Source organism: Achromobacter sp. GW823-FHT04E03 (assembly GCF_058796095.1).
Window position 1 is genome coordinate 728827 of sequence record NZ_JBXAIJ010000001.1, and the last position, 23572, is coordinate 752398.

Consider the following 23572-nt stretch of genomic DNA (forward strand, 5'->3'; position numbering starts at 1 on the left):
AAAAACGCTGACGGGATCAATTCCCGAAGGTGATGTTCAAGCCGGCGAACAGCGTGAACTGAGGCAGGCCCTCCCCCTTGTGCGCAACCGTCCATTGCGGTTCCGCGAACACGTTGAAGATGTTCTTCCCGACGCGCCAGGCCTTGCCCGCGCCCAGCCCCAAGGGAATGTAGTAGTCGTTCTTCTGCAGGTCGAAGGTCCAGGTTGCGGTGGACCTCAAATACCAGCCTTGCGGCAGATTGCGTATCAGGAACGGCTGGAAGGTGGCGGTGTGCACCGTGTCGCGCGCATTCTGGCCGGCGAAGGAATGCTGCCATTGCACCAGCGCGCCCAGCAGCCCTTCCTTGCTGGCATGCACCGCCACGCCGGCCAGCCCGGCGGACCATTTGCCCGCTCCCAGCTCGCTGCTGGTCGCGCTGGGCATGGTCAGCATCGGCCCAACGCCCAGGTCCACCGCGCCCTGCTGCAACAGGAAAATGTCGAACACATTGATGTCGCCCAGGCCGGTCTTGTAGCTGCCGTCGGCCTCGGGGCGCGTACTGACTGGGGCCGTGATGCGAAATATCTGCGGCACGCCGACGAGCTCGCCCGGCGCGACAGGGATCGTCGGCCGGATCAGGAAGTCGTTGGTGTGGGCGTTGCTGCCGAACAACTTCGGCGTGTAGTAATTCTGGAAATTCAACGACGCCGCCAGGTTCAGCGGGTTGTTGCTTTTGTTGGCGTCATCCGCCGACTGGGACTGGGCATGCGCAGGCTGCGCAAAGCACAGCGGCGCAGCCACCATCAGCCACGCCGCGATTCCTCTTCCACTGATTTCCTTGAATGCAGACTGCGTACTGCCCATGCGATGTACCCCGGAAAGAGATAACAAAATGCAAAGACGCGCCGTACGGAAATGCTGATTTCGGCAAACCGCGCCGAGATCCAAAGTCGTGAAATCTGTCGCAATCTTCGCACAGAGTTTTACTTTCACCAATACTGGCCATAGGCTGTGATCTATTGCTTTCAAGGCGAAGAACGGATAAGGCGCAACACACAGGCAAAAAAATGGGGATGCCTTCAGGCATCCCCATCGTGGTGCAGGCGCCGGTCGAGCGATATCAGCCGGCTTGCGGCGCCTCTGCGCGCATCAGGCTGGCGCGCACCTGGTCGATGCGCAGGCCGTCGCGGCGGGTGACCTCGAAGCGCCAATCGCGCCACTCGATCGCGTCCCCGGCGTCAGGGATCCGGCCGCCGGCGCGCAACAGGCAGCCGGCCAGCGTGGCGTCGGGGTACTCCTCGGCCAGGTCCGGCGCGTCCAGCAGGCGCGCGGCTTCAGCGACGGCCAGGCGGCCTTCCAGCAGCCAGGTCCCGTCCGCCAGCTGCAAGGCTTCGGGCTGGTCTTCCTGATGCTCGGGCATGTCGCCCGCAACGGCGGTCAGCACGTCCATGGGCGTGATCAGGCCCTCGCACACGCCGTGCTCGTCGACCACGATCAGCATGTGCTCGCGCGAACCGCGCAACTCGTCCAGCACCTTCAGCACCGGCATGGTTTCCATCACGTAGCGCGGCTCGCGCGCCAGCTCCACCAGGTCGATCGGGCCAGGGTTCTGCAGCAGCGGCAGCAGGTCCTTGAAGTGCAGCACGCCCAGCACATTGGACGGATCGCCCGCGCACAGCGGCAGGCGGGAGTGGCCGCTGCCGAACTTGCGCACGATGGCCTCCGGCGTATCGGCCACGTCCAGCCAGACCATGTCGCCGCGCGCCACCATGATGGAGCGCACGTCCCGCCCGCCGATGGACAGCACGCGTTCGATCATGGTGCTTTCCTCGGGCGCGAAAGCCGGTTCGCCGTCCGCGCCGTCGACCAGCGCGGCCACCTCGTCGGCCTGGCCGGCGGACTGCCCGGCGCGGCCGGCGCGCAGCAGGCGCAACACGGCCTGCGCGGTGCGCTGGCGGCGGCCCAGGGCGTGCGTGCCTTTGACGCGATTGCGGCGCGCCAGCTGATTGCACAGCTCGATCAGGATCGAGAAGCCGATCGCGGCATACAGATAGCCCTTGGGCACGTGGAAGCCCAGGCCTTCGGCCACCAGGCTGAAGCCGATCATCAGCAAGAGGCCCAGGCACAGGATCACCACGGTCGGGTGGCGGCCCACGAAAGCCATCAGCGGGCGGCTGGCCAGCATCATCACGGCCATGGCCACGATCACCGCGATCATCATGATGCTGAGGTCCTGCACCATGCCCACGGCGGTAATCACCGAGTCCAGCGAGAACACCGCATCCAGCACCACGATCTGCAGGATCACCTGCCAGAACACGGCATGCTGCGGCTTCTGGCCTTGCTCGTGGCTGGCGCTGCCTTCCACGCGTTCATGCAGCTCCATGGTGCCCTTGAAGAGCAGGAACAGGCCGCCCAGTATCAGGATCAGGTCGCGTCCGGAGATCTCAGCGCCCAGCAGCGTGAACATGGGTTCGGTCAGCGTGACCACCCATGCGATGCTCGCCAACAGGCCCAGGCGCATCACCATCGCCAGCGTCAGGCCGATCAGCCGTGCGCGGTTGCGCTGTTCGGGCGGCAGCTTGTCGGCCAGGATGGCGATGAACACCAGGTTGTCGATACCCAGCACAATTTCAAGCACGACCAGGGTCGCCAGGCCCAGCCAGGCGGTGGGGTCGGACATCCAATCGAAAATCATCGAGATTCCATGCAAATCGGGACCGTGCGCCACGCGGCGCCGGACAGGATCAAGGGGAATGCGCCGCGGATGCGGACACGAGACTCAGTGCGGGCGCGAACGGCCCCAGGGACGGCCGGCGGAGCGCGGCCGCCCAGGCGCGGCGTGGCCGCGGCGGCGAACATGGAATCGGCTTGCGGGCTGCGCGCCCGGGCCGTGGCGGGAAGATTGGGCACCGGGCGCCGGCTTGCTTGCGGCGCCCTGCTAGAGGGTGGGTCTTCGGTCATAGATGGCGGACGGCTCAGGCTGCCGGGGCAGCAAACGGATAGAGCGCCCGCCTTGCTCTCTTTCTTACGGGAAACTGAATACTACATGAATCCGGTCTCTCCCGCATCCGAGGATCCCCAGGCAATGCCATGCTGCGGACTCGCTTCTTTGCGGCATTTTTACTGGTGTTTACCCTAGGTCGACGATATACTGCGGGCACCTTCAACTCACCAGAGATCAATGTGGACAACGACGGATGTAGTCGGAACACGACTGCAAGCGCCGCTTGACGCAGGATCCGCGGAAATAGTCCGCGCCGGTCCTGCCTGAAAGCCAGGACCCGGCTCTTCGGTCCCCGACGCGGGACCGCCAGCCCTCTCCCCTACTGCTTGCCGACGCGATGCGTTGCGCCTTGTTGCGCGCGCCTGCGCATCGGCCACGCGGCGCATGCATGTGGACCTTCCACCGTACTCCCCGCTAAGGAGACGATCATGCGTATCAAGCAATTCCTGCCCTTCCCGGACCGGACCGGCGCGGCCGCGCCCATGGCGGCAGCGCCCAAGACGGCCTCTTCCACTTACCAATTCACCATCGTGAGCCTGGGCGACACGCTCAACGCGCTGCGCAAGCAGCTCTATTACGAACTGCGCGACCTGGACCTGCACGTGCAGGCGGTGCGGATATCGCGCGCCGAATCGGGTCAGTTGGCGTCCACCGTCGTCACGCTGCAATGCCCGCCGCATCTGCGCAACCTGCTGGGCGCGGTCGCCTTGCGGCTGGGCCAGAGCCCGGACGTGCGCCGGGTGCACTGGGAATGCGAGTCCGGCGCGGCCATCGCCGTGCTGCCCGCCTGACGCCAACGCGGCCGGGAGGCTGTCATGAAAGATCCGTACAAAACCCTGATGATTGCGCGCGTCGTCCTGCTGGCGCTGATCTGGCTGGCCGGACTGCTGCTGGTCCTGGCGTCGGTCTGGCGCCTGCCCTGAGCCCGTCCGCGCCCATCCATAACATGCTGTAGAAGAAGAGAGAGAAGAAGATGAAGAACTTCGAAAACATCCAATTCATCACGCTGGCCAATACCCTGATCAGCCTGTTGACCGCGTTCGTGCTGGGCTCCGTGGTGGGCTTTGAGCGCCAGTTCCGCCAGCGCACGGCCGGCCTGCGCACCAACGTGCTGGTGGCGGTGGGCGCCGCCATCTTCGTGGACCTGGCGTTTCGCGTGGGCGGCGCCGATGGCGGCTCGCGCGTCATTTCCTACGTGGTCTCGGGCGTGGGGTTCCTGGGCGCCGGCGCCATCATGCGCGAAGGCGGCAGCATCCGCGGCCTGAACACCGCCGCCACGCTGTGGGGCTCCGCCGCCATCGGCGCCTGCGCCGGGGCATCGTTGATCCTGGAAGCGGTCGCCGCCACCGCCTTCGTGCTGGCGGCGAACACCTTGCTGCGCCCGGTCGTCAGCTACGTCAACCGCCAGCCGGTCGACTCGCAGACCACCGAAGTCACGACCGTGATACATGTAATTGCGAAAGTGGAGCAGCGGCAGGCGGCCATGACAGTGCTGGAGGACGTGCTCGAAACCGAACAGCTGCCCCTGTCCGAACTGAAGATAGACCAGTTCGGCGAGAACGAAGTCGAAATCGAAGCGGCATTGAGCGAAGCCTCGGTCGACGAGCTGGACCTGGACCGCGTGACCGCCAGCATCGCGGCCTCGCCCGCCGTGCGCACCGCCTTCTGGGCCGCCCGCACGGTATAGCGTTGCGCGGCTCAGGCCGCCTGACGCAACGCCGCCGAGGCCGGATCCCAGCGCCGACCCGGCACGGCGGCAAGCAGCGCCTGCGTGTAGGGATGCGCGGGCTGGCCGAAGACCTGGGCGCAGGCCCCCGCTTCCACCACCCGTCCATTCTGCATCACCGCGATATCGTCGCAGATTTGCGCGGCTACGCGCAGATCGTGCGTGATGAAGAGGACGGACAGGCCCAATTGCTCGCGCAGCCGCGCCAGCAGCGCCAGCACCTGCGCCTGCACCGACACGTCCAGCGCCGATACGGGCTCGTCCGCAATCAGCACGCGCGGCCGCATGGCCAGCGCGCGCGCCAGTCCGATGCGCTGGCGCTGCCCGCCCGAGAACTCATGCGGATAGCGCCGCACGGCGTCCGGCGACAAGCCCACCAGTTCAAACAGTTCCTGTGCGCGCGCCAGCGCTTCCCGCCTGGGCGTGCCGTGCACGATCGGGCCGCGCGCCACGATTTCGCCGACGCGCTGGCGCGGATTCAATGAACCATAGGGATCCTGGAACACCATCTGCACCCGCCGCGCATGCTCGCGCCGTGCTGCGCCGCCATGGAGCGCCAGGGGCGCGCCGGCCAGCGTGATGCGGCCTGCGTCCGGCGGCGCCAGGCCCAGCAAGGCGCGCGCCAGCGTGGATTTGCCCGACCCGCTTTCGCCCACGATGCCCAGCGTGCCGCCCTCCTTCAGTGCCAGCGTCACGTCGTCCAGCGCCCGCGTTTCGCGCCCCGGGCGGCCGAACCAGCCGCGCTTGCGGTAGGTCTTGGAGACGGCTTGCGCGCTCAGGATGATGGGCGCATCGCCCCGCAGTTCCGGCCGGACCGCGGCCGGCGCCAGCGGCGGCACCGCTGCGATCAAGGCGCGCGTGTAGGGATGCCGCGGATGCTCCAGCACCTGCCGCGCCGCGCCGCTTTCCACCAGCACGCCGCGCTGCATCACCGCGACGCGGTCGGCAATCTCGGCGACCACGCCGAAGTCGTGCGTAATGAACAGCACGGCCGTGCCCTTGCGGCGCTGCAAGTCGTGGATCAGATGCAGGATCTGCGCCTGCGTGGTGACGTCCAGCGCGGTGGTCGGTTCATCGGCGATCAGCAAGGCGGGTTCCAGGGCCAGCGCCATGGCGATCATGGCGCGTTGGCGCTGGCCGCCTGACAATTCATGCGGATACGCGCCCAGCGCCCGTTGCGGGTCCGGCAGCCGCACGGACTCCAGCAGGTCCAGCGTGCGGCGCCGGATATCGGCACGTCCCAGGCGGGTATGGGTGCGGAACACTTCCGCGATCTGGTCGCCGATGGTGCGCAGCGGATTGAGCGCCGTCATCGGTTCCTGGAAGATCATGCCGATGCGCTGGCCGCGCAGCCGGCGCAAGGCCTCGGGCGCCAGCCGCAGCAGATCCTGCCCTTCCCACAGCACCTGGCCGGCGCTGGCGCGCACGTCCTGGGGCAGCAGCCCCAGGACCGCGCCGGCCGTCAGCGATTTGCCGGAGCCGCTTTCACCCACCACACAGACGATTTCGCCCGCGCTGATGTTCAGCGACAAGTCCTGCAGCGCATGCGGCCGGTCGGCGCCGGGCGGCAGGTCCACGGTCAGGTTCTGGATGCGCAGCAGTTCGGTCATGGGTCGTCCACCAGGAAGAAGCTTCGGATCGTAGGCCTGGCCTGCACGGATGAGAACTGCGCATTTCGCATTTGCTCATTCGGTTTGTGACGCAACAAGCCTGGCGCCACCCCGGCGGTTACGCCTCTTTACGTTTTGGGAACGCGGATTGCTCCGCTGTGCGGATCGACCCATCCGGAGCATCCATGCCCTCCTCCCGCTACATCGATGCCACCACGCTGACCGTGTTGACCGTGAACACGCACAAGGGCTTCACCAGCTTCAACCGCCGCTTCATGCTGCACGAACTGCGCGAGGCGCTGAGGATGGCGAGCCCCGACATCGTCTTCCTGCAGGAAGTGCTGGGAGAACACCAGGGGCACGCGGAACGGCACCAGGGCTGGCCCGCCTTGTCCCAGTACGAATTCCTGGCTGACTCGCTGTGGACGGATTTTGCCTACGGCCGCAACGCGGTCTACCCGGCGGGACATCATGGCAATGCGCTGCTGTCCAGGTATCCCATTGAACAGCACGAGAACCATGACGTGACGGTGCATGGACACGAAGGCCGCGGACTATTGCACTGTGTGCTGCGGGTGCCCTCGCTGGACATGCCCGTCCATGCCATATGCGTGCACCTGGGCCTGCTGGAAGGCCACCGGGGCAAGCAGCTGCGCCGCCTGTGCGAGCTGGTGGCGCAAGGCGTGCCCGCCGGCGAACCGCTGCTGATCGCGGGCGACTTCAACGACTGGCGCCTGCGCGCCGACGCGCTGATGCGGGATTGCGGCACACGCGAGGTCTTCACGTCGCGCCTGGGCCGCCCCGCCCGCACGTTTCCGGCGCGCTGGCCCCTGTTGCGACTGGACCGCATCTACGTGCGCAACGTCCGGGATTGGCAACCAGTGCCGCTGGCCTCGCGGGTCTGGTCGCGCCTGTCCGACCATGTGCCGATCTGCGCGGAGATCTCGCTATGAACCTGCGCTGGCGCGAGAACAACCGCTACACGCTGCTGGAGAATGGCACGGGCTACTTTCCGGCCGTGCTCGATGCGATCGCCGCGGCGCGCGGCGAAGTGCTGGTGGAAACCTTCATCCTGTTCGACGACGCCGTGGGGCAGGAATTCCAGCGCGCCCTGATCGCCGCGGCCCGCCGCGGCGTCAGCGTGGACCTGACGGTGGACGGCTATGGCTCGGACGAGCTGGACGGCGCCTTCGTCGGCGCCATGACCGAAAGCGGCATCCGCGTCCACGTATTCGATCCCCGCCCGCGCTTTCTCGGCGTGCGCACCAATGTGTTCAGGCGCATGCACCGCAAGATCGTGGCGGTGGATCGCCAGATGGCCTTTGTCGGCGGCATCAATTTTTCCGCTGACCACCTGCCGGACTACGGGCCGCAAGCCAAGCAGGACTATGCGGTGCTGGTGGAGGGACCGCTGGCCGCGGACATCGCGGACTACGCGCGCGAGGCGCTCGCGGTGGATGCGTGGACCCGCAAGCGGCGGCGGCCGGCGCGTCTGGATCCCATGCCGGAGGGCGACGGCGGCGGCCGTCTGGTGGTGCGCGACAACATCGAGCACCAGACGGACATCGAACGTTATTACCGTGCCGGCGTGCGCGCCGCGCGCGAAGACGTGCTGATCGCCAACGCCTACTTTTTCCCTGGTTATCAGTTGCTGCACGATCTGGCCAACGCCGCTCGCCGCGGCGTGCGCGTACGGTTGCTGCTGCAAGGCGAACCCGACGTGCTGGTCGCGCGGCTGGCGGCGTCCATGCTGTATGACTATCTGATCGATGCAGGCGTCGAGATCTATGAGTACTGCAAGCGTCCGCTGCACGGCAAGGTGGCCTGCGTGGACCGCGACTGGAGCACCATCGGCTCCAGCAACCTGGACCCGCTCAGCCTGGCGCTGAACCTGGAGGCCAACGTGGTGGCGCGCGACGCCGGTTTGAACGCCGCGCTGCGCCGCAGCCTGGACCGGCTCATCGAACAGGATTGCCGGCGCATCGAGCTGCCCGAGGGATCCAGGCGGCGCTTGCGGCGGCTGTGGATCGGCGTGGTGGTATTCCATTTCCTGCGGCGCTTTCCCGCCTGGGCCGGCAGCCTGCCCGCGCACAAGCCCCGCCTGAAGTCGCTGCCCATCGCGGCGCAAGAGGAGTCGGCATGAGAGTGTTCCGCTCCACGCTGACGCGCGCCTGGCGCCACCGCTGGCCGCGAGTCAAGCGTGCCTTGCCTGTGATCGTATTGGCGTTGGTGGCGGCGCTGCTGTACTACTTTGGCCGTTCGATCGACTGGGCCCAGGTCTGGGTCGCCATGCGCAGGATACCGCCGGGGACGATAGCTGTCGCCGCCGCGCTGGTCGTGGCGGGCTACCTGGCGTATGGCGCCCTGGACCTGCTGGGCAAGCGCTACACCCGCCATACCCTGCCCTGGGCCAAGGCCCTGGGGGTGGCCATGATGAGCTACGCCCTGAACCTGAGCCTGGGCGTCCTGCTCGGAGGCCTGGGCGCGCGCCTCAGGCTGTACGCCCGGCTGGGCTGCCGCAAGTCGGTGGCGACCCGGGTGGCCCTGTTTTCCGCGGTCTCCAACTGGGTAGGTTACGCGTGGGTTGCTGGCGCGCTGTTCGTCGCGGGCGCCGTGCCCGTGCCGCAGGGGTGGGCCATCGGTTCGAATCTGCTACGCGTGCTGGGTGCGGCGCTGTTGTTGCTGGCGGCCGGCTACGTGGCAGTATGTGTGCGGGCCACGCGGCGGTCCTGGACCTTGATGGGACAGCACGCCGTGTTGCCCCGCGCCGGCATGGCGGCGGCGCAGAGCGCGGTTGCGGCATTGTCGTGGGTGATCATGGGCGCCATCATCCACCTGCTGCTGCAGGGCAAGGCCAGTTATCCCGCGGTGCTCGGCATCCTGCTGTGCGCCAGCTTCGCGGCCTTGATCATCCGCGTGCCGGGCGGGCTGGGCACGACAGAAGCCATCTTCGTGGCCACGCTCGCGCCAGGAATCCCGGCCCCCGAGGTGCTGGGCGCGGTATTGGCCTACCGCGCGCTATATGCGTTCGCGCCTTTGTTCCTGGCGCTGGCAGCCTTTGGCGTGATGGAGGTGAAGCTCAGGCGCCGGCGCGCGCACGCGGGGGGCCACGCTCAGCCCGCCGCGGACGGCGGCCGCGGCAACAACACGGGCCAGTCGTTCAAGGCTTAGGCGTGAGCAGGTCCGACAAGGCATTGCCCAATTCCTTCACCGCGCCGGTGACGCCTTCGGCCGCGCCCTCGGCGCCCACCCCGATCGCATGGCTGAAGCCCTGAGCCACCTGGGCGGCAAAGCCGCGCGTGACGGAAAACTTGGGATTGTCCAGGTCGCCCGCCAGGGCAAAGTCGAAGCGCAGCGTGCCGCTTTGGTCCTTCAGCGCCGCCAGCACCGCCTTGCGCGGCAAGGAAAACAGGTCGCCGTTGCCGCCAAAGCGCAAGCCGCGCAGGGCCACGGTACCCGTGGCCTGCAGTTGCCGCTTGGCGATGGCGGTACGCATGTCCAGGTCCATGGCGCCCGCAGCCAAGGACGTGGCGCCGTTGTCCGCAAGGTACGGCGCGGCATGCTGGATGTCCATGTTGCGCACCGCCACCTTGATGTCGGCATCCGTGCTGCCCAGCACCAGCCAACCTTGCGCCCTTACCGTGGCCGCGCCGTTGCGGTTGCCTTCGACATTGCCGGAGAATTCCATCTCGCTGCGCGCGCCGTCGCCGGGGAGGGTCAGCGGACGCAGGCTCGCCTGGACGCCAGAAAACGGGATCCGATGCGCGGGCCGGGAGACCGCCGCGTCCTCGAAATCCAGCCGGCCGTCGCGCAGGATCAGTTGCGCGATGCGGATCGGAGTATTGCGCCGGGATTGGCCGTCATTGCCTGCGCCGGCCCGCAAGGAAGACTGCAAGGCGGGCGCGATGTCCATGTCGCCATTCGCCCTGCGCACCACGGTGAAGTCGAAGCCTTCGATGATGACGGTCTTGAAGACGGTCTCGTGCCGCAGAAAGGCAGACCACTCCGGCTCCAGGATCACGTGCCGCGCGCGGGCGCTGGCCTGCCCCGTGCCGCCAGATATCGTCACGTCCTTCAGGATCACCTGCCGGTAGCCGATATCCACCTGTCCCACCTCGCCGCGCGGCCCCAGCATGTTGGCGATGCGCTGCTCGGCGATGCGCAGGGCGGCGAACGCCAGCACGACGGCCACGGCCGCGATCAGGGTTACGACCGCGAAGGCTTTCCCCCATAGCGATCTGCGGCGTGGCGCGGCTGGGTCGAGGTTCATCGTGGATTCCGGTGTTGCGGCGCAATCCGAGCATGGTCCTGGAAACGCCCCGCCCCATCAATGGGCAAAAAGGATTAGGCGCTCAGCGGCGCTTATGGTCGGACATGAGGCACACCCCCGCCAGCACGCCGATCAGCGCCGCGCCCGCCAGGCTCTTCCAGGCGTTTTCGTGGACGTACTCGTCGGCGGCATGGGAGGCATGCCTGGCGCGGTCCCAGGCCGCCCGTTCCCAGCCCTTGGCGTGTTCGCGGGCAGCCTCCAGTTGGTGCTTGAGGCTGTCGCGCGCCGATTCGATCTCGGATCCGCCGTAGCTAGCCGTGCTGCGCAAGAGCGCCTCGGTGCCGGAGATCAGCTCGCGCATCGTGCGCGTGGCGTTGTCGGCCGGTTGAAACATGTCCCGCAATCCATGGTGCTTGTTCATACGTGCTCCTCGTGAAAAAACTGTGCCGCGGAAGGCCGCGGTCCGTCAAAGCCTGTCGATTCCCGGCGTCTGCTGGGGATCCAGTCCCGGCATGGGGTTGGGCAGGCTGTCGGGCGGCCAACGGCCGTGCCGGTCGGTCTCATGCCCGCCAGGGTCGGGGTTGGACTGTTCGGCGGGATGCTGCTCCGGACCCGGTTGCTTGGGGTCCGCGGGCCGGGCGGGCCCGGAAGGTTTGGACTTGGTCATGGCATGCTCCTGAACGACGGAATGCGATCGATGCGGCCGCGGCCTCAACCGGCCCACCATTGCTTGATGGTCGCGCGCAAGGCCGCGCCCGCCGCGCCGCCCTCTTCCTTGCGCAGCGCCTGGAAGTACGCGGCCACCTGCCTGGCCGGGATGTGCGGCGGCAAGGGCGGCACCTCGGGGTCGGTCACCATTTCCAGCACGACCGGACGGGTTGCCGCCAGGGCTTGATCCCAGGCGTCTCCCACGGCGTCCGGGCTGTCCACCCGTATGCCCTCCAGGCCTAACAGGCGGCCGTACTCCGCATAGGAAAGCTGGGGCAGCCATTGCGAATCCGCGAACCTGGGGTCGCCGCCCATGACGCGCTGCTCCCAGGTGACCAGATTCAGGTCGCCGTTGTTCAGGACCATGACGATCAAGGTCGGGTTGGCCCAGTCCTTCCAGCGGTGGGCGATGGTGATCAGCTCGTTCATGCCCAGCATCTGCATGGCGCCGTCTCCGACCAGCGCAATGACGGGCCGATCCGGATGCGCCAGCTTGGCGGCAAGCGCATAAGGCACGCCGCAGCCCATGGTGGCCAGGCCGCCCGATACCGAGCCCATCATCCCTTCGCGCAGCGCGATGTCGCGCGCGTACCAGTTCGCCGCCGAGCCCGAGTCGCAGGTCAGAATGCTGCGCGGCGGCAGCCGTTTCGACAGTTCCAGGAAGGGTCGTTGCGGATTCAGCGGCTTGGCCTGCACCATTGCGCGGGCCTCCACGGTTTCGTGCCAGCGCGCGACCTTGGCCTCGATGCGTTCGCGCCAGCGGCGCGCGGTCTTGGGCTGCAATAAGGGAATCAGCGCCTGCAGGGTCAGCCGGCTGTCGCCGACCAGGCCAAGTTCCACGGGATAGCGCAGGCTGAGCTTGCGGCCGTCCAGATCGATCTGCACCGCCCTCGCCTGTCCCGGCGGCGGCAGGAATTCCGAATACGGGAACGACGTGCCCACCATCAGCAAGGTGTCGCACTCGTTCATCATGTCCCAGCTGGGCTGCGTGCCCAGCAATCCGATGCAGCCCGTGACGTACGGCAGGCTGTCGGGCACCGCCGCCTTGCCCAGCAGCGCCTTGGCCACGCCAGCGCCCAGCAGTTCAGCGGTCTGGCGCACTTCCGCGCCGGCCTGCAGCGCGCCCGCCCCGACCAGCATGGCGACCCGTTCGCCGCGGTTGAGGATGTCGGCGGCATTGCGCAACGCAGCCTCGCCGGGTACGCCGGCATGCGAGGTCAAGCCTATGCCCGTCGGCACGGTGCCATGTTCGCGGGCGGGCTTTTCCACCGCCGGCAAATCCTGCACATCGTTTGGAAAAATGACGCAGGTCACGCTGCGCCGCTCCAGGGCGATGCGCATGGCACGGTCGATCATGTGGCGCGCCTGTTCGGCAGTCGCGGCCATCTGCACGTAATCGTGCGCCACGTCCTTGAACAGGCTGATCAGGTCGACCTCCTGCTGGTAGTCGCCGCCCAGGGCGCTGCGGGCTTGCTGGCCGACCAGGGCCACGACAGGCTGATGGTCCAGCTTGGCGTCGTACAGGCCGTTCAATAAGTGAATGGCGCCTGGACCGGAGGTCGCCAGGCAGACCCCGGCCTGGCCGGTGAACTTGGCGTGGGCGCAGGCCATGAACGCGGCGGCCTCTTCGTGGCGGGCCTGGACGAACTCCAACGGCTCCTGGGTGCGGCCGAATGCGCCGATCAGGCCATTGATGCCGTCCCCTGGGTAGCCGTAGATCCTCCTGACCCCCCATTGCGACAGCCGTTCCAGCACAAAGTCCGCCACAGTCTTCATTCGATGCTCCCGCGTTTGCCTGCATTCCGACAGAACGCCTGAATCAGCAATTGCCGTTCCCGGCGTTCTAACGCCTGCGACGGTGCCGGCGCGGGCACGGCGCTTGCGGATGAAATCCCTGCGGCGGACGCGCTCGACGATCCGCCTAAAAGGGAGTTGGCATGACAAAGATTCGAACCCTGGTAGTGGCGGGTGAAGCGTTTCCCCTGGCGAAGACGGGCGGCCTGGGGGACGCCATAACGGGCATGGCGCGCGGGCTGTGCGAAGCCGGCGTGCCCGTGACGGTGCTGCTTCCGGCCTACCGCGGCGTGCGCCAGCGGCTGGAGCGCTTGCGGGTAGTGGCGCCGCTGCACAACCTGCCGGGCGGCGAAGCGCAGCTCCTGGCGGGGCATTGCCCGCAGTCGGGGTTGGACTTCCTGCTGCTGGAAAACGACGCGCTTTATGACCGGCCTGGCATCTATCTGGACGAAGACAACCGCGAGCACGCCGACAATGCGCTGCGCTACGCGGCGCTGGCCCATGCGGCGGTGCGCGTGGCGGGCGGCCTGCCCGGCATCGCGCGGCCGCAACTGCTGCATGCGCACGACTGGCACGCCGGACTCGTGCCGCTGTTGCTGCGGGAATACGGCCCGGGCGACGTCAAAAGCATCATGACCATCCACAACCTGGCGTTCCAGGGACAGTTCCCGATGGAATGCGCCGCCGCCCTGGGCATCCCTGAACGCTACCGTAACGACGAAGCCGCCGGCGCCTGGGGCCGCTTGAATTTTCTCAAGACCGGCATCCGCTACGCCGACCGCGTCACCACCGTCAGCCATACCTACGCCCGGGAAATCCTGACGCCCGCCTTCGGCTGCGGGCTGGAGGGGCTGCTGCGGCGGCGCGCCGCCGATCTGGTGGCCATCCCCAACGGCATCGACAACATGGTGTGGAATCCGGTGCGCGATCCGCATCTGGGCTCATTGCGGTTTTCGGCGCGCGACCTGGGCCGCAAGGCTCGCTGCAAGGCGGCCCTGCAGCGCGAGTTCGAGTTGCATGAGGACGCCGAAGCCGTGCTCCTGGCGATGGGCAGCCGGCTGACGGAACAGAAGATGGCGGACGTCGCCGCGCAGGCCTTGCCGCAGGCGCTGGAACGCCACCCGCGCCTGCAGGTCGCGATTCTGGGCCAGGGCGACCGTCGCCTGGAAGAGGCCCTGAAACTGCTGTGCGCGCGCTTTCCCGGGCGCTGCGCCACCCGTATCGGCTATGACGAGGCAGTGGCGCACCGGCTGCACGCGGGCTCCGACATGCTGCTGCACGGCAGCCGCTTCGAGCCGTTCGGCCTGACGCCTCTGTACGCGATGCGCTACGGCTCCATCCCGATAGGCTCGCGGGTGGGCGGCATGGCCGACACGATCGACGATCCCGGGCCGCGCGCGCCGCTCTCGGCAATGGCCGGTTCCAACGGCTTGCTGTTCGACGGCGACGACCCTGCGGCCATGGCCGCGGCCATCGCCCGCGCCCTGAGCTTGCGCGAGGACGCCATGCTCTGGCGCACCATGCAGCGCAACGCCATGAGCGCGGATTTCAGCTGGCGCGCCGCCGTGGCGCCCTACGCCGAGCTCTATCGCGCGCTGGCCGATACCGGCAGGAGGCCCCGCGTGCCAACCGTGGCCGAGGTGGCCGCCCTGCGCGCTGGCCAGCGTTCTGGCGGGCCGTTGCCCGCGCCCGCGGTCTAGGCTCGCCCACAGGAGGAACCGCAGGTGCCCACAGCCCCGCCTATCCATCCCCACGCTCCCCTGCGCCTCTACCACGCCCGTGGCGGCGCAACCGGGGACGTCCGCGCCCGTGGCGGCGAGCTGGGGCCGGCCCTTTATTCACGCCTGCGGCAACGCGGATTCAATGCCTTGCTGATGCCGGTGCCCTGGCTGTCGGGGCCGGAAGGCGCTTCGGCCGCCCCGCTGGATGCCGACAGCGCGCTTTTGGCAGGCAAGCGCGTGGCCATGGCCGACTGGATCGCGCACGCCGCCGGGCAGCTTGCCGAACATGGCCTGGCGCTGTATCTCGATATCGTCATGGACCGCTGCGCCATTGGCGCCGTAGCCGACACGGCGGGCCCCGGCTGGTACCAACCGCCCGCCGAAAACCCCGCGCGCGATCCGCGCATGAGCATCGACGTGCGCGAGGCACTGCACTTGCGCCCGGGGCCGCCACCGCCCGGCTTTGTACAGGCCTGGAGCACGCGGCTGAAGCGCTGGACCGAACGCGGCGCCGCAGGCTACGTCTTTCACGCGCCGCAATGCCTGCCGGCCCAGGATTGGGCGGCATTGGCAGCGGCAGTGGGCGGCCCGGATCGCACCGCGCAATTGTTTGCCTGGGCGCAGGGACTGACGCCCGAGTCGCTGGCGGCCCTGCGCGGCGCGGGTCTGGACGGCCTGTGCTCGTCCTTGCCCTGGTGGGACTACAAGTCCGGCTGGCCGGCGGAGGAAGACGGCAGGCTGCGCGCCATCGCACCCGTCATCGCTTCGCCGCCGCGTGTGGCCCCGGACAAGCGCGGCGCCTGGGCCGCGGCGCTATCCGCGGATGTCCTCATGTTCGACGACGAGGACGATGCCCGGTTGCCCGACGTAGCCGAGGCCAATCGCTGGTTTGAACAAGCCGGATTGCGCGGCCCGCTGCGTCTGGCCGGCGGGCGCGACGGCCACTGCACCCTGCTGCTGCGCGACTGCGCGGCCGGCACGGCCGTACTGGCGCTCAATCCTTCGGATACGGAGGAGGCAAGCGTGGATTGGGACGCGTTGGCGCCGCTGCTGCCACCGGCCGATTTCCTGTCCGAAGGCGTGCCGGACGGCCTGGCGCTGCAAGGCAATGCCATTGCGCCCGCGGGTTGCGCCATGTATCTGCTCGAACCCACGCATCCGGTGCGCGAAGCCTCGCGCCACGTGGCGCGCCGCATGGATGGCGCCATCAGCCAGCGCATCGTGGTCGAGCAGGTCAGTCCGACCGTGGATAGTGGCGCCTTCCCCATCAAGAGCATCCCGCATGAGCGGATTCCCGTCAGCGCCGACATCTACATGGACGGCCATGAACTGCTGGCCGCAGAACTGCGCTGGCGGGCGGCGGATGAAAGTTCGTGGCGCGCCGCGCCCTTCACGCGCGGCTTGAACGACCGCTGGGAAGCCTCGTTCCGTCCGCGCCGCATCGGGCCGCACGAGTTCGTGGTGCACGCCTGGCTCGACGCCTGGCAGACTTTCCGCCATGACCTGGAGGTGAAACACCAGGCCGGCGTGGACCTGCGCCTGGAAGTGGAGGAAGGCCTGCTGATGCTGCGCGCAGCGCTGGCGCGCGCCCGCAACGCGTCGCACCCCGGCGCCATGAGGTTGCGCGAGACCCTGCAAAAGTTCGCCAAGGCCACCGAAGGCGAGCTGGCTCCGCCCACACCGCAACAGATCGATGCACTGCTGGACGAAGACCTGGCCGGCACCATGCGCGAACTGGACGACCGCCCTTTCGAATACGTCAGCCCCGCGCCCTATCCGGTCTGGGTGGATCGCAGCCAGGCCTGCCACGCCAGCTGGTATGAGCTGTTTCCGCGCTCGCAATCCATGCTGCCCGGCCAACACGGCACCTTCGACGATGTGATCGCACGGCTGCCAGATGTGCGCGAGATGGGATTCGACGTGCTGTATCTCCCGCCCATACACCCCATCGGGCAACGCAACCGCAAGGGGCGCAACAACAGCCTGCGCGCCGAGCCCGGCGACGTGGGCAGTCCCTATGCCATCGGTTCGGCCGAAGGCGGGCACGACGCGGTTGAACCGCTGCTGGGCGGACTGGACGGGTTCCTTAGGCTGGTGGATGCCGCCCGCGCCCACGGCATGGAAGTGGCGCTGGACTTCGCAATCCAGTGCTCGCCGGACCACCCGTGGCTGGCGCGGCACACGGACTGGTTCTCCTGGCGTCCGGATGGTTCGCTGCGCTATGCGGAAAATCCGCCGAAGAAGTACCAGGACATCGTCAATGTCGCCTTCTACGGCGCCGCCGCGCGCCGCGCGCGCAAGCTGACCCTGTGGCGCGCGCTGCGCGACGTGGTGCTGTTCTGGGTGCAGCATGGCGTGCGCACCTTCCGGGTCGACAACCCGCATACCAAGCCGCTGCCATTCTGGCAGTGGCTGATCGCCGAGGTCCATGCCCAGCATCCCGACGTGATTTTCCTGTCGGAAGCTTTCACCCGGCCCAAGATGATGTACCGGCTGGCGAAGATCGGCTTTACCCAGTCCTACACCTACTTCACCTGGCGCAATGACAAGGCGGAACTGGAATCCTACCTGGAGGAAGTCTCCACGCCGCCCGCCGCCGATTTCTTCCGCCCGCACTTCTTCGTCAACACGCCGGACATCAATCCCTACTTCCTGCAGTCCTCGGGCCGCCCGGGCTTTCTGATACGCGCCGCGCTGGCGGCGCTGGGATCCGGCCTGTGGGGCATGTACAGCGGCTTCGAGCTGTGCGAGTCGGCGGCCTTGCCGGGCAAGGAGGAATACCTGGACTCCGAGAAGTACGAATTGCGCCAGCGCGACTGGTTTGCGCCGGGCAACATCCGCGCGGAGATCACCCGCCTGAACCAGATCCGGCGGACCAACCCGGCGCTGCAGAGCCATCGGGGCCTGACCTTGGTGCATAGCGGCAACGACCGCGTGCTGGCGTTCTGCAAGTCCACGCCTGGCCGCGGCAATTTCATCCTCGCGGCCATCAGCCTGGATCCTTTCCAGCAGCAGGCGGCGCGCATCGAGGCGCCCTTCTGGCTGTTCGGCGAGGCCGACACGGGCCGGCTGATCGCCGAGGACCTGCTGGCCGAGCGCAGCGAGCCATGGCAGGGGCAGATCCGCGAACTGACCCTGCATCCCGATCAACCCTATCGCGTGTGGCGCTTGTCGCTGCATGGATGACCCCGCACGCCCATTGCCATGATCAGTGAAACCCAACCTCTCCAGGACGATGGCCTTTGGTACAAGGATGCGGTCGTCTATCAGCTGCACGTCAAGTCATTCTTCGACTCGAATGGCGACGGCGTGGGCGATCTGCCAGGCCTGATCTCCAAGCTGGATTACATCTCCAGCCTGGGGGTCAACACGATCTGGCTGCTGCCCTTCTATCCCTCGCCGCGCCGCGACGACGGCTATGACATCGCCGACTACCGCGGGGTGCACGCGGACTACGGCACCGTGGCCGACGTGAGGAAGCTGATCCGCGCGGCCCACGCCCGCGGCCTGCGCGTCATCACCGAGCTGGTGGTCAACCATACCTCGGACCAGCATCCCTGGTTCCGCCGCGCGCGCGCGGCCAAACCCGGATCGGCCGCGCGCAACTTCTACGTCTGGTCGGACAACGACAAGGCCTACGCCGGCACGCGCGTCATCTTCTGCGATACCGAGAAATCCAATTGGACCTGGGACCCCGAGGCCGGCGCCTACTTCTGGCACCGCTTCTATTCGCACCAGCCCGACCTGAACTACGACAATCCGCAGGTGCTCAAGGAAGTGCTGGCCGTGATGCGCTATTGGCTGGACATGGGCGTGGACGGCCTGCGCCTGGACGCGGTGCCGTACCTGGTCGAGCGCGAGGGCACCAACAACGAAAACCTGCCCGAGACGCACGAGGTGCTCAAGCGCATCCGGGCCGTGATCGACGCCGAGTATCCCAACCGCTTGCTGCTGGCCGAGGCCAACCAGTGGCCGGAGGATGCGCAGGAATACTTCGGCGCGGGCGACGAATGCCATATGTCCTTCCATTTCCCGCTGATGCCGCGCATGTACATGGCGATCGCGCAGGAGGACCGTTTCCCGATTATCGACATCATGCGCCAGACGCCGGACATTCCCGCGTCCTGCCAATGGGCGATCTTCCTGCGCAACCATGATGAACTGACGCTGGAAATGGTCACCAGCCGCGAACGCGACTATCTCTGGAACGTGTACGCGGCGGACCCGCGCGCCCGCATCAACCTGGGCATCCGGCGCCGTCTGGCGCCGCTGCTGGAGCGCGACCGGCGCAGGGTCGAGCTGATGAACAGCCTGCTCCTGTCCATGCCGGGCACGCCCGTCCTGTACTACGGCGACGAGCTCGGCATGGGCGACAACGTGCACCTGGGCGACCGCGACGGCGTGCGCACGCCGATGCAGTGGTCGCCCGACCGCAATGGCGGCTTTTCGCGCGCCGACCCCGAACAGCTGCCCCTGCCGGTGCTGATGGGCCCCTTGTACGGCTATGAAGCGGTGAACGTGGAGGCGCAGCAGCGCGATCCGCATTCCCTCCTGAACTGGACCCGACGCCTGTTGGCGCAGCGCCGGCAAAGCCATGCATTCGGGCGCGGCACGCTGCGCTTCATCTTCGCAGGCAACCGGAAGATCCTGGCTTATCTGCGCCAATGGCAGGACACCACCATCCTGTGCGTGGCCAACCTGTCCAACGCCGCCCAGCCCGTGGAACTGCAGCTGCAGGAATTCAATGGCCGCGTGCCAGTCGAAATGCTGGGCGGTACGCCCTTCCCGGCCGTGGGTGAACTGCCGTATCTGCTGACCCTGCCGCCCTACGCGTTTTACTGGCTGGACCTGAGCAACGAAGCCGCGCCGCCAGACTGGCATGCGAGCGCTCCCGCGCAGATGCCGGAACTCACCACGCTGGTGCTGCGCGCCCACGGCGGCGCCGCGCTGACCGACGTCTCCCGCGCTACGCTGGAGCGCGAGGTCCTGCCCCAGTACCTGGCGCGCCAGCGCTGGTATCCGGCCAAACAGCCGCCCGCCCGCGCACGCCTGGCGTACGCCACGCCGTTCACGGCGGCCGATGGCGAGTATTACTGGGCCGAGGTCGAGCCCGAGGACGGCGTCACGGGCCTGCGCGCGCAAGCGCCCTTCGTGCTGGTGTGGGACGAGACGGCAGCGGTGCATTATGCGATCGCGCGGGTGCGGCGCGGGGCCGAGGTCGGCATTCTGGCGGACGCCTTTCTGCAGCCCGGCTTCGTGCGCGGCATCGTCCAGGCCATGCAAGAGGGCCGCGAGCTCGACGGCCGCAGCGGCGGCAAGCCTGGCGACAAGCCGGGCGTGATCCGCTTCCTGCCCGAAGCTGGCCTGGCCGCCCTGGAGGTCGCCGGGGACGGCGAACTGCAGTGGCTGACGGGCGAGCAATCCAACAGCTCGGTCGTCGTCGATGGCAAGCTGATACTGAAGCTGATCCGCGCCGTCCAGCCCGGCGGATCGCCCGAGTTGGAAATGACCCGCTATCTGACGCGCGCCGGCTACGCCAACATGCCGGCGCTGCTGGGCGAGGTCCAACGTGAGGATGCCGACGGCGTGGTCCACACGCTGGCGGTGGCGCACCGCTACGTCGCCAACGAAGGCGACGCCTGGAACTGGACGCTGGATCTGCTCAAGCGCACGCTGGACAACGCGCTGCTGGTGAACCAGAGCCCGGACGAATTCGCCCAGGACCTGCAGGGCTACGCCGCAATGGCCGCCACCATGGGCGAACGTCTGGCGCAGATGCACAACCTGCTGTCGCAGGCCTCCGACGACCCCGCGTTCCAGCCGCGCGCCGCCAGCCAGGCGGACGCCGATGCGCGCACGCGCCGCGTCCAGGACCTGCTCGAACGCGCGGAAAAGGACTTGCGCGCGCAGCTCGGTGAACTGGAAGCCCCTTCGCGCGCCTGCGCCGAATGGTATTTCGAGCACCGCGCCCGGCTGGCGGCGCGCGTGGCGGCGATGGCGCAGGCCGAGACCGGCGTCCTTTGCCTGCGCGTGCACGGCGACTTCCATCTTGGGCAGGTGCTGGTGGCGCAGGCGGACGCCTATCTGATCGACTTCGAAGGCGAACCGGTCAGCAGCGTGGACGCGCGCCGCGCCCTCGCCTCGCCCTACAAGGATGTGGCGGGCATGCTGCGTTCGTTCGACTATGCCGCCGCCTCGATCGCCCGCACCGACATCATCGGCGGCGCGCCGACCGACGCCAATGCCGGCGCGGGCGAAACGCCGGGCGCGCCTGTCGCGCCAGCAGAACTGCGCGACCTGCTGTTGGCGCGCTTTCGCCAGACCGCCAGCCAGGCCTTCCTGCAAGGCTACCGCGATGCGCGCGCGTCGGCGCTTATCCCGCCTGCGGATGAAGACGCGCTGCTGGCCCTGGCCCAACTGGAGAAGGCCGCCTATGAAGTGAGCTATGAAGCCGCGCATCGCCCAGACTGGATTTCGATACCGCTGTGCGCCCTGGCGGAACTGGCGCGCAGCCTGCTGCTGTCGGCCGCGGTGGACGAAGAGGATGCACGATCATGAGCCAGGACATGCCCGCAGGCGGCAGCATCAGCCCCATAGCGCCCGTCGAACTGGCCGCCTTGGCCAGCGGCCTGCACAGCGACCCCTATGCCTTCCTGGGGCCGCACGACGGCGAAGTGCGGGTGTATGCCCCGGGCGCGCGGGCCGTGGCGGCGCTGGACGGCGACGGCGCGCGCATCCCCTTGCGCGAACAGGGCCAGGGACTGTTTCTTGGACGCGTTCCTTACGCCCGCCCCGGCGACGGCGCCTCGTACCGTCTGGCGATCCAATGGCCCGACGCCGAACAGATCACCGCCGACCCCTATGCCTTCGGCACCCTGCTGGAAGACGGCACGCTGGAAGAGCTGGCGCAAGGCGCATGGCGCAGCGTGGGAACGGCCCTGGGCGCGCGCCTGATGGAAGTCGACGGCGTGGCCGGCCTGCGCTGCGCGGTATGGGCGCCGAACGCGCAACGCGTGGCGGTGGTGGGCGATTTCAACGCCTGGGACAGCCGCCGGCACGGCATGCGGCTGCGGCACCGCGCCGGCGTCTGGGAGATCTTCATCCCGGACGTGCAGGCCGGCGAACGCTACAAGTTCGCAATCACCGACCGCGCCGGCAACCTACGGCTCAAGGCCGATCCGCTGGCGCGACGCAGCGAAGCGCCGCCTGCCACCGCCTCGGTGGTGGAAGACGGCGCCGACTATCCGTGGCAAGACCAGGCCTGGATGGCGCAGCGGCGCACGCGCCAGTCCACGGACGCGCCGCTGTCCATCTACGAAGTGCACGCCGGGTCCTGGCTGCCTGACGAACCGGAATCGCACGCCTGCATCTGGGACCGGCTGGCCGACAAGCTGCCGGCCTATGCCCGCGCCATGGGGTTCAGCCATGTGGAGCTGCTGCCCGTCATGGAGCATCCTTTCGGCGGGTCCTGGGGTTATCAGCCGCTGGGCATGTTCGCGCCCGCGGCCCGCTATGGTCCGCCCGCCGCATTCGCCCGTTTCGTCGACCGCTGCCACCACGCAGGCATCGGCGTCATCCTGGACTGGGTGCCTGCGCACTTCCCGGACGATGCGCACGGCCTGGCCCGCTTTGACGGCACGGCGCTCTACGAGTACGAGGATCCGCGCGAAGGCTATCACCCGGACTGGCACACCATGGTCTACAACCTGGGCCGCACGGAGGTGCAGGCCTTCATGATCGCCAGCGCGCTGCATTGGCTGCAGCGCTTCCATGTCGACGGCCTGAGGGTGGACGCGGTCGCGTCCATGCTCTATCGCGACTACAGCCGCCAGCCCGGCCAATGGATCCCCAACCGCTACGGCGGCCGGGAAAACCTGGAGGCGGTGCAGTTCCTGCAGGCGCTCAACGGCACCGTGCGCCACGAAGTGCCGGACGCCATCATGGTCGCCGAGGAATCGACGGCCTGGCCCGGCGTCACCGCGCCGATCGCCGACGGCGGGCTGGGCTTTCACTACAAATGGAACATGGGCTGGATGCACGACACCTTGCGCTACCTGTCCGAGGACCCCGTGCACCGCAAGCATCACCACCACGACATCACCTTCAGCATGGTGTATGCGTACAGCGAGCGCTTCATCCTGCCTCTATCGCACGACGAAGTGGTGCACGGCAAAGGATCGCTGCTGGCCAAGATGCCGGGCGACGCGGCCGCCAGGCTCGCCAACCTGCGCGCCTACCTCGGCTTCATGTGGGCTCATCCGGGCAAGAAGCTGCTCTTCATGGGCGGGGAAATGGCCCAGCCCAGGGAATGGAACCACGACGTACCTCTGGATTGGGACCTGCTGGACCGTCCCGGCCATCTGGGCATACAGCGGCTGGTTGCAGACTTGAATGGCCTGTACCGCGGGGTGCCGGCGCTGCATGCGCTGGATGCCGACCCGGCGGGCTTCGCCTGGACGATCCTGGACGACCGCGACAACAGCGTGGTCGCATTCATCCGCAGCGACGGCGTCCATCACGTGCTCGCGGTCGCCAACTTCACGCCGGTGGCGCGGCACGACTACCGCATCGGCGTGCCGCGGGCTGGCCGCTGGGCGGAAAAGCTGAATACCGACGCCACGCACTATGGCGGATCCGGCCAGGGCAACCAGGGCGGCGCCAGCACCGGCGTCAGCGCGTCCCATGGCCAGCCCCAGGCCTTGTCCCTGACTTTGCCGCCGCTGTCCACCCTCTTCCTGCTCTACGAAGGCTGAACC

Annotated in this window: 16 protein-coding genes; 9 read left to right on the top strand and 7 right to left on the bottom strand. The window is 67.9% G+C overall.

Annotation, left to right across the window (positions count from 1 at the left end; genetic code table 11):
• Positions 1–16: 16 nt before the first annotated feature.
• Both AC1RHV_RS03385 and AC1RHV_RS03390 read right to left on the bottom strand, forming a co-directional pair.
• Entirely contained in the window at positions 17–844 is an 828-nt protein-coding gene (locus tag AC1RHV_RS03385) for a hypothetical protein (protein WP_225591366.1), read from the bottom strand.
• 256 nt (positions 845–1100) lie between these two features.
• Positions 1101–2678: a TerC family protein gene (locus AC1RHV_RS03390; protein WP_492299720.1), complete on the bottom strand. Its 1578-nt coding sequence runs from the start codon at positions 2676–2678 to the stop codon at positions 1101–1103.
• A 737-nt stretch (positions 2679–3415) separates the two neighbouring features.
• On the opposite strand from AC1RHV_RS03390, the gene AC1RHV_RS03395 reads away from it, so the two are divergent.
• Together AC1RHV_RS03395 and AC1RHV_RS03400 are read left to right on the top strand one after the other, a co-directional pair.
• On the top strand, positions 3416–3778 hold the full coding sequence (locus AC1RHV_RS03395) for a hypothetical protein (protein ID WP_492299721.1): 363 nt from the start codon (positions 3416–3418) through the stop codon (positions 3776–3778).
• A gap of 182 nt (positions 3779–3960) precedes the next feature.
• Positions 3961–4674, top strand: coding sequence for an MgtC/SapB family protein (locus tag AC1RHV_RS03400; protein WP_492299722.1), 714 nt, complete (start codon positions 3961–3963; stop codon positions 4672–4674).
• Positions 4675–4685: 11 nt separating this feature from the next.
• On the opposite strand, the gene AC1RHV_RS03405 is transcribed toward AC1RHV_RS03400, so the two are convergent.
• Positions 4686–6323, bottom strand: coding sequence for an ABC transporter ATP-binding protein (locus AC1RHV_RS03405; protein ID WP_492299723.1), 1638 nt, complete (start codon positions 6321–6323; stop codon positions 4686–4688).
• 185 nt (positions 6324–6508) lie between these two features.
• On the opposite strand from AC1RHV_RS03405, the gene AC1RHV_RS03410 reads away from it, so the two are divergent.
• From AC1RHV_RS03410 to AC1RHV_RS03420, 3 genes are read left to right on the top strand one after another with little or no spacing between them, the layout of a single operon-like run.
• Positions 6509–7276 (top strand): endonuclease/exonuclease/phosphatase family protein, encoded by a 768-nt coding sequence (locus AC1RHV_RS03410; protein ID WP_054454294.1) that lies wholly within the window; start codon positions 6509–6511, stop codon positions 7274–7276.
• Positions 7273–8466, top strand: a complete 1194-nt coding sequence (gene clsB, locus AC1RHV_RS03415; protein ID WP_119449204.1) for a cardiolipin synthase ClsB — start codon at positions 7273–7275, stop codon at positions 8464–8466. Before AC1RHV_RS03410 ends, clsB begins: the two co-directional genes overlap by 4 nt.
• Positions 8463–9494, top strand: a complete 1032-nt coding sequence (locus AC1RHV_RS03420) for a lysylphosphatidylglycerol synthase domain-containing protein (protein ID WP_492299724.1) — start codon at positions 8463–8465, stop codon at positions 9492–9494. Before clsB ends, AC1RHV_RS03420 begins: the two co-directional genes overlap by 4 nt.
• On the opposite strand, the gene AC1RHV_RS03425 is transcribed toward AC1RHV_RS03420, so the two are convergent.
• The 4 genes from AC1RHV_RS03425 to AC1RHV_RS03440 form a co-directional block, all read right to left on the bottom strand.
• Complete coding sequence (locus AC1RHV_RS03425; RefSeq protein ID WP_119449203.1) at positions 9484–10593, bottom strand: DUF748 domain-containing protein; 1110 nt, start codon at positions 10591–10593, stop codon at positions 9484–9486. The genes AC1RHV_RS03420 and AC1RHV_RS03425 overlap by 11 nt on opposite strands.
• A gap of 82 nt (positions 10594–10675) precedes the next feature.
• A complete protein-coding gene (locus AC1RHV_RS03430) occupies positions 10676–11014 on the bottom strand; it encodes an ElaB/YgaM/YqjD family protein (RefSeq protein WP_054454286.1) in 339 nt (112 codons plus the stop codon).
• A 45-nt stretch (positions 11015–11059) separates the two neighbouring features.
• Complete coding sequence (locus AC1RHV_RS03435) at positions 11060–11260, bottom strand: hypothetical protein (protein ID WP_054454284.1); 201 nt, start codon at positions 11258–11260, stop codon at positions 11060–11062.
• Between the two features lie 44 nt (positions 11261–11304).
• Positions 11305–13077, bottom strand: a complete 1773-nt coding sequence (locus AC1RHV_RS03440; RefSeq protein WP_192352147.1) for a thiamine pyrophosphate-requiring protein — start codon at positions 13075–13077, stop codon at positions 11305–11307.
• A 161-nt stretch (positions 13078–13238) separates the two neighbouring features.
• Between AC1RHV_RS03440 and glgA the strand changes: the two genes are divergently transcribed.
• The 4 genes from glgA to glgB all read left to right on the top strand — a co-directional run bounded on the left by glgA (position 13239) and on the right by glgB (position 23569).
• Positions 13239–14795: a glycogen synthase GlgA gene (gene glgA / locus AC1RHV_RS03445; RefSeq protein WP_192352148.1), complete on the top strand. Its 1557-nt coding sequence runs from the start codon at positions 13239–13241 to the stop codon at positions 14793–14795.
• A gap of 174 nt (positions 14796–14969) precedes the next feature.
• Positions 14970–18002, top strand: coding sequence for an alpha-1,4-glucan--maltose-1-phosphate maltosyltransferase (locus AC1RHV_RS03450; protein WP_492300786.1), 3033 nt, complete (start codon positions 14970–14972; stop codon positions 18000–18002).
• A gap of 18 nt (positions 18003–18020) precedes the next feature.
• Positions 18021–21374, top strand: a complete 3354-nt coding sequence (treS, locus tag AC1RHV_RS03455; RefSeq protein ID WP_175180973.1) for a maltose alpha-D-glucosyltransferase — start codon at positions 18021–18023, stop codon at positions 21372–21374.
• The gene (gene glgB / locus AC1RHV_RS03460; RefSeq protein WP_054454272.1) at positions 21371–23569 is read left to right on the top strand and encodes a 1,4-alpha-glucan branching protein GlgB; all 2199 of its coding nucleotides are present in this window, start codon (positions 21371–21373) and stop codon (positions 23567–23569) included. The genes treS and glgB overlap by 4 nt, the downstream gene beginning before the upstream one ends.
• Positions 23570–23572: the final 3 nt, after the last annotated feature.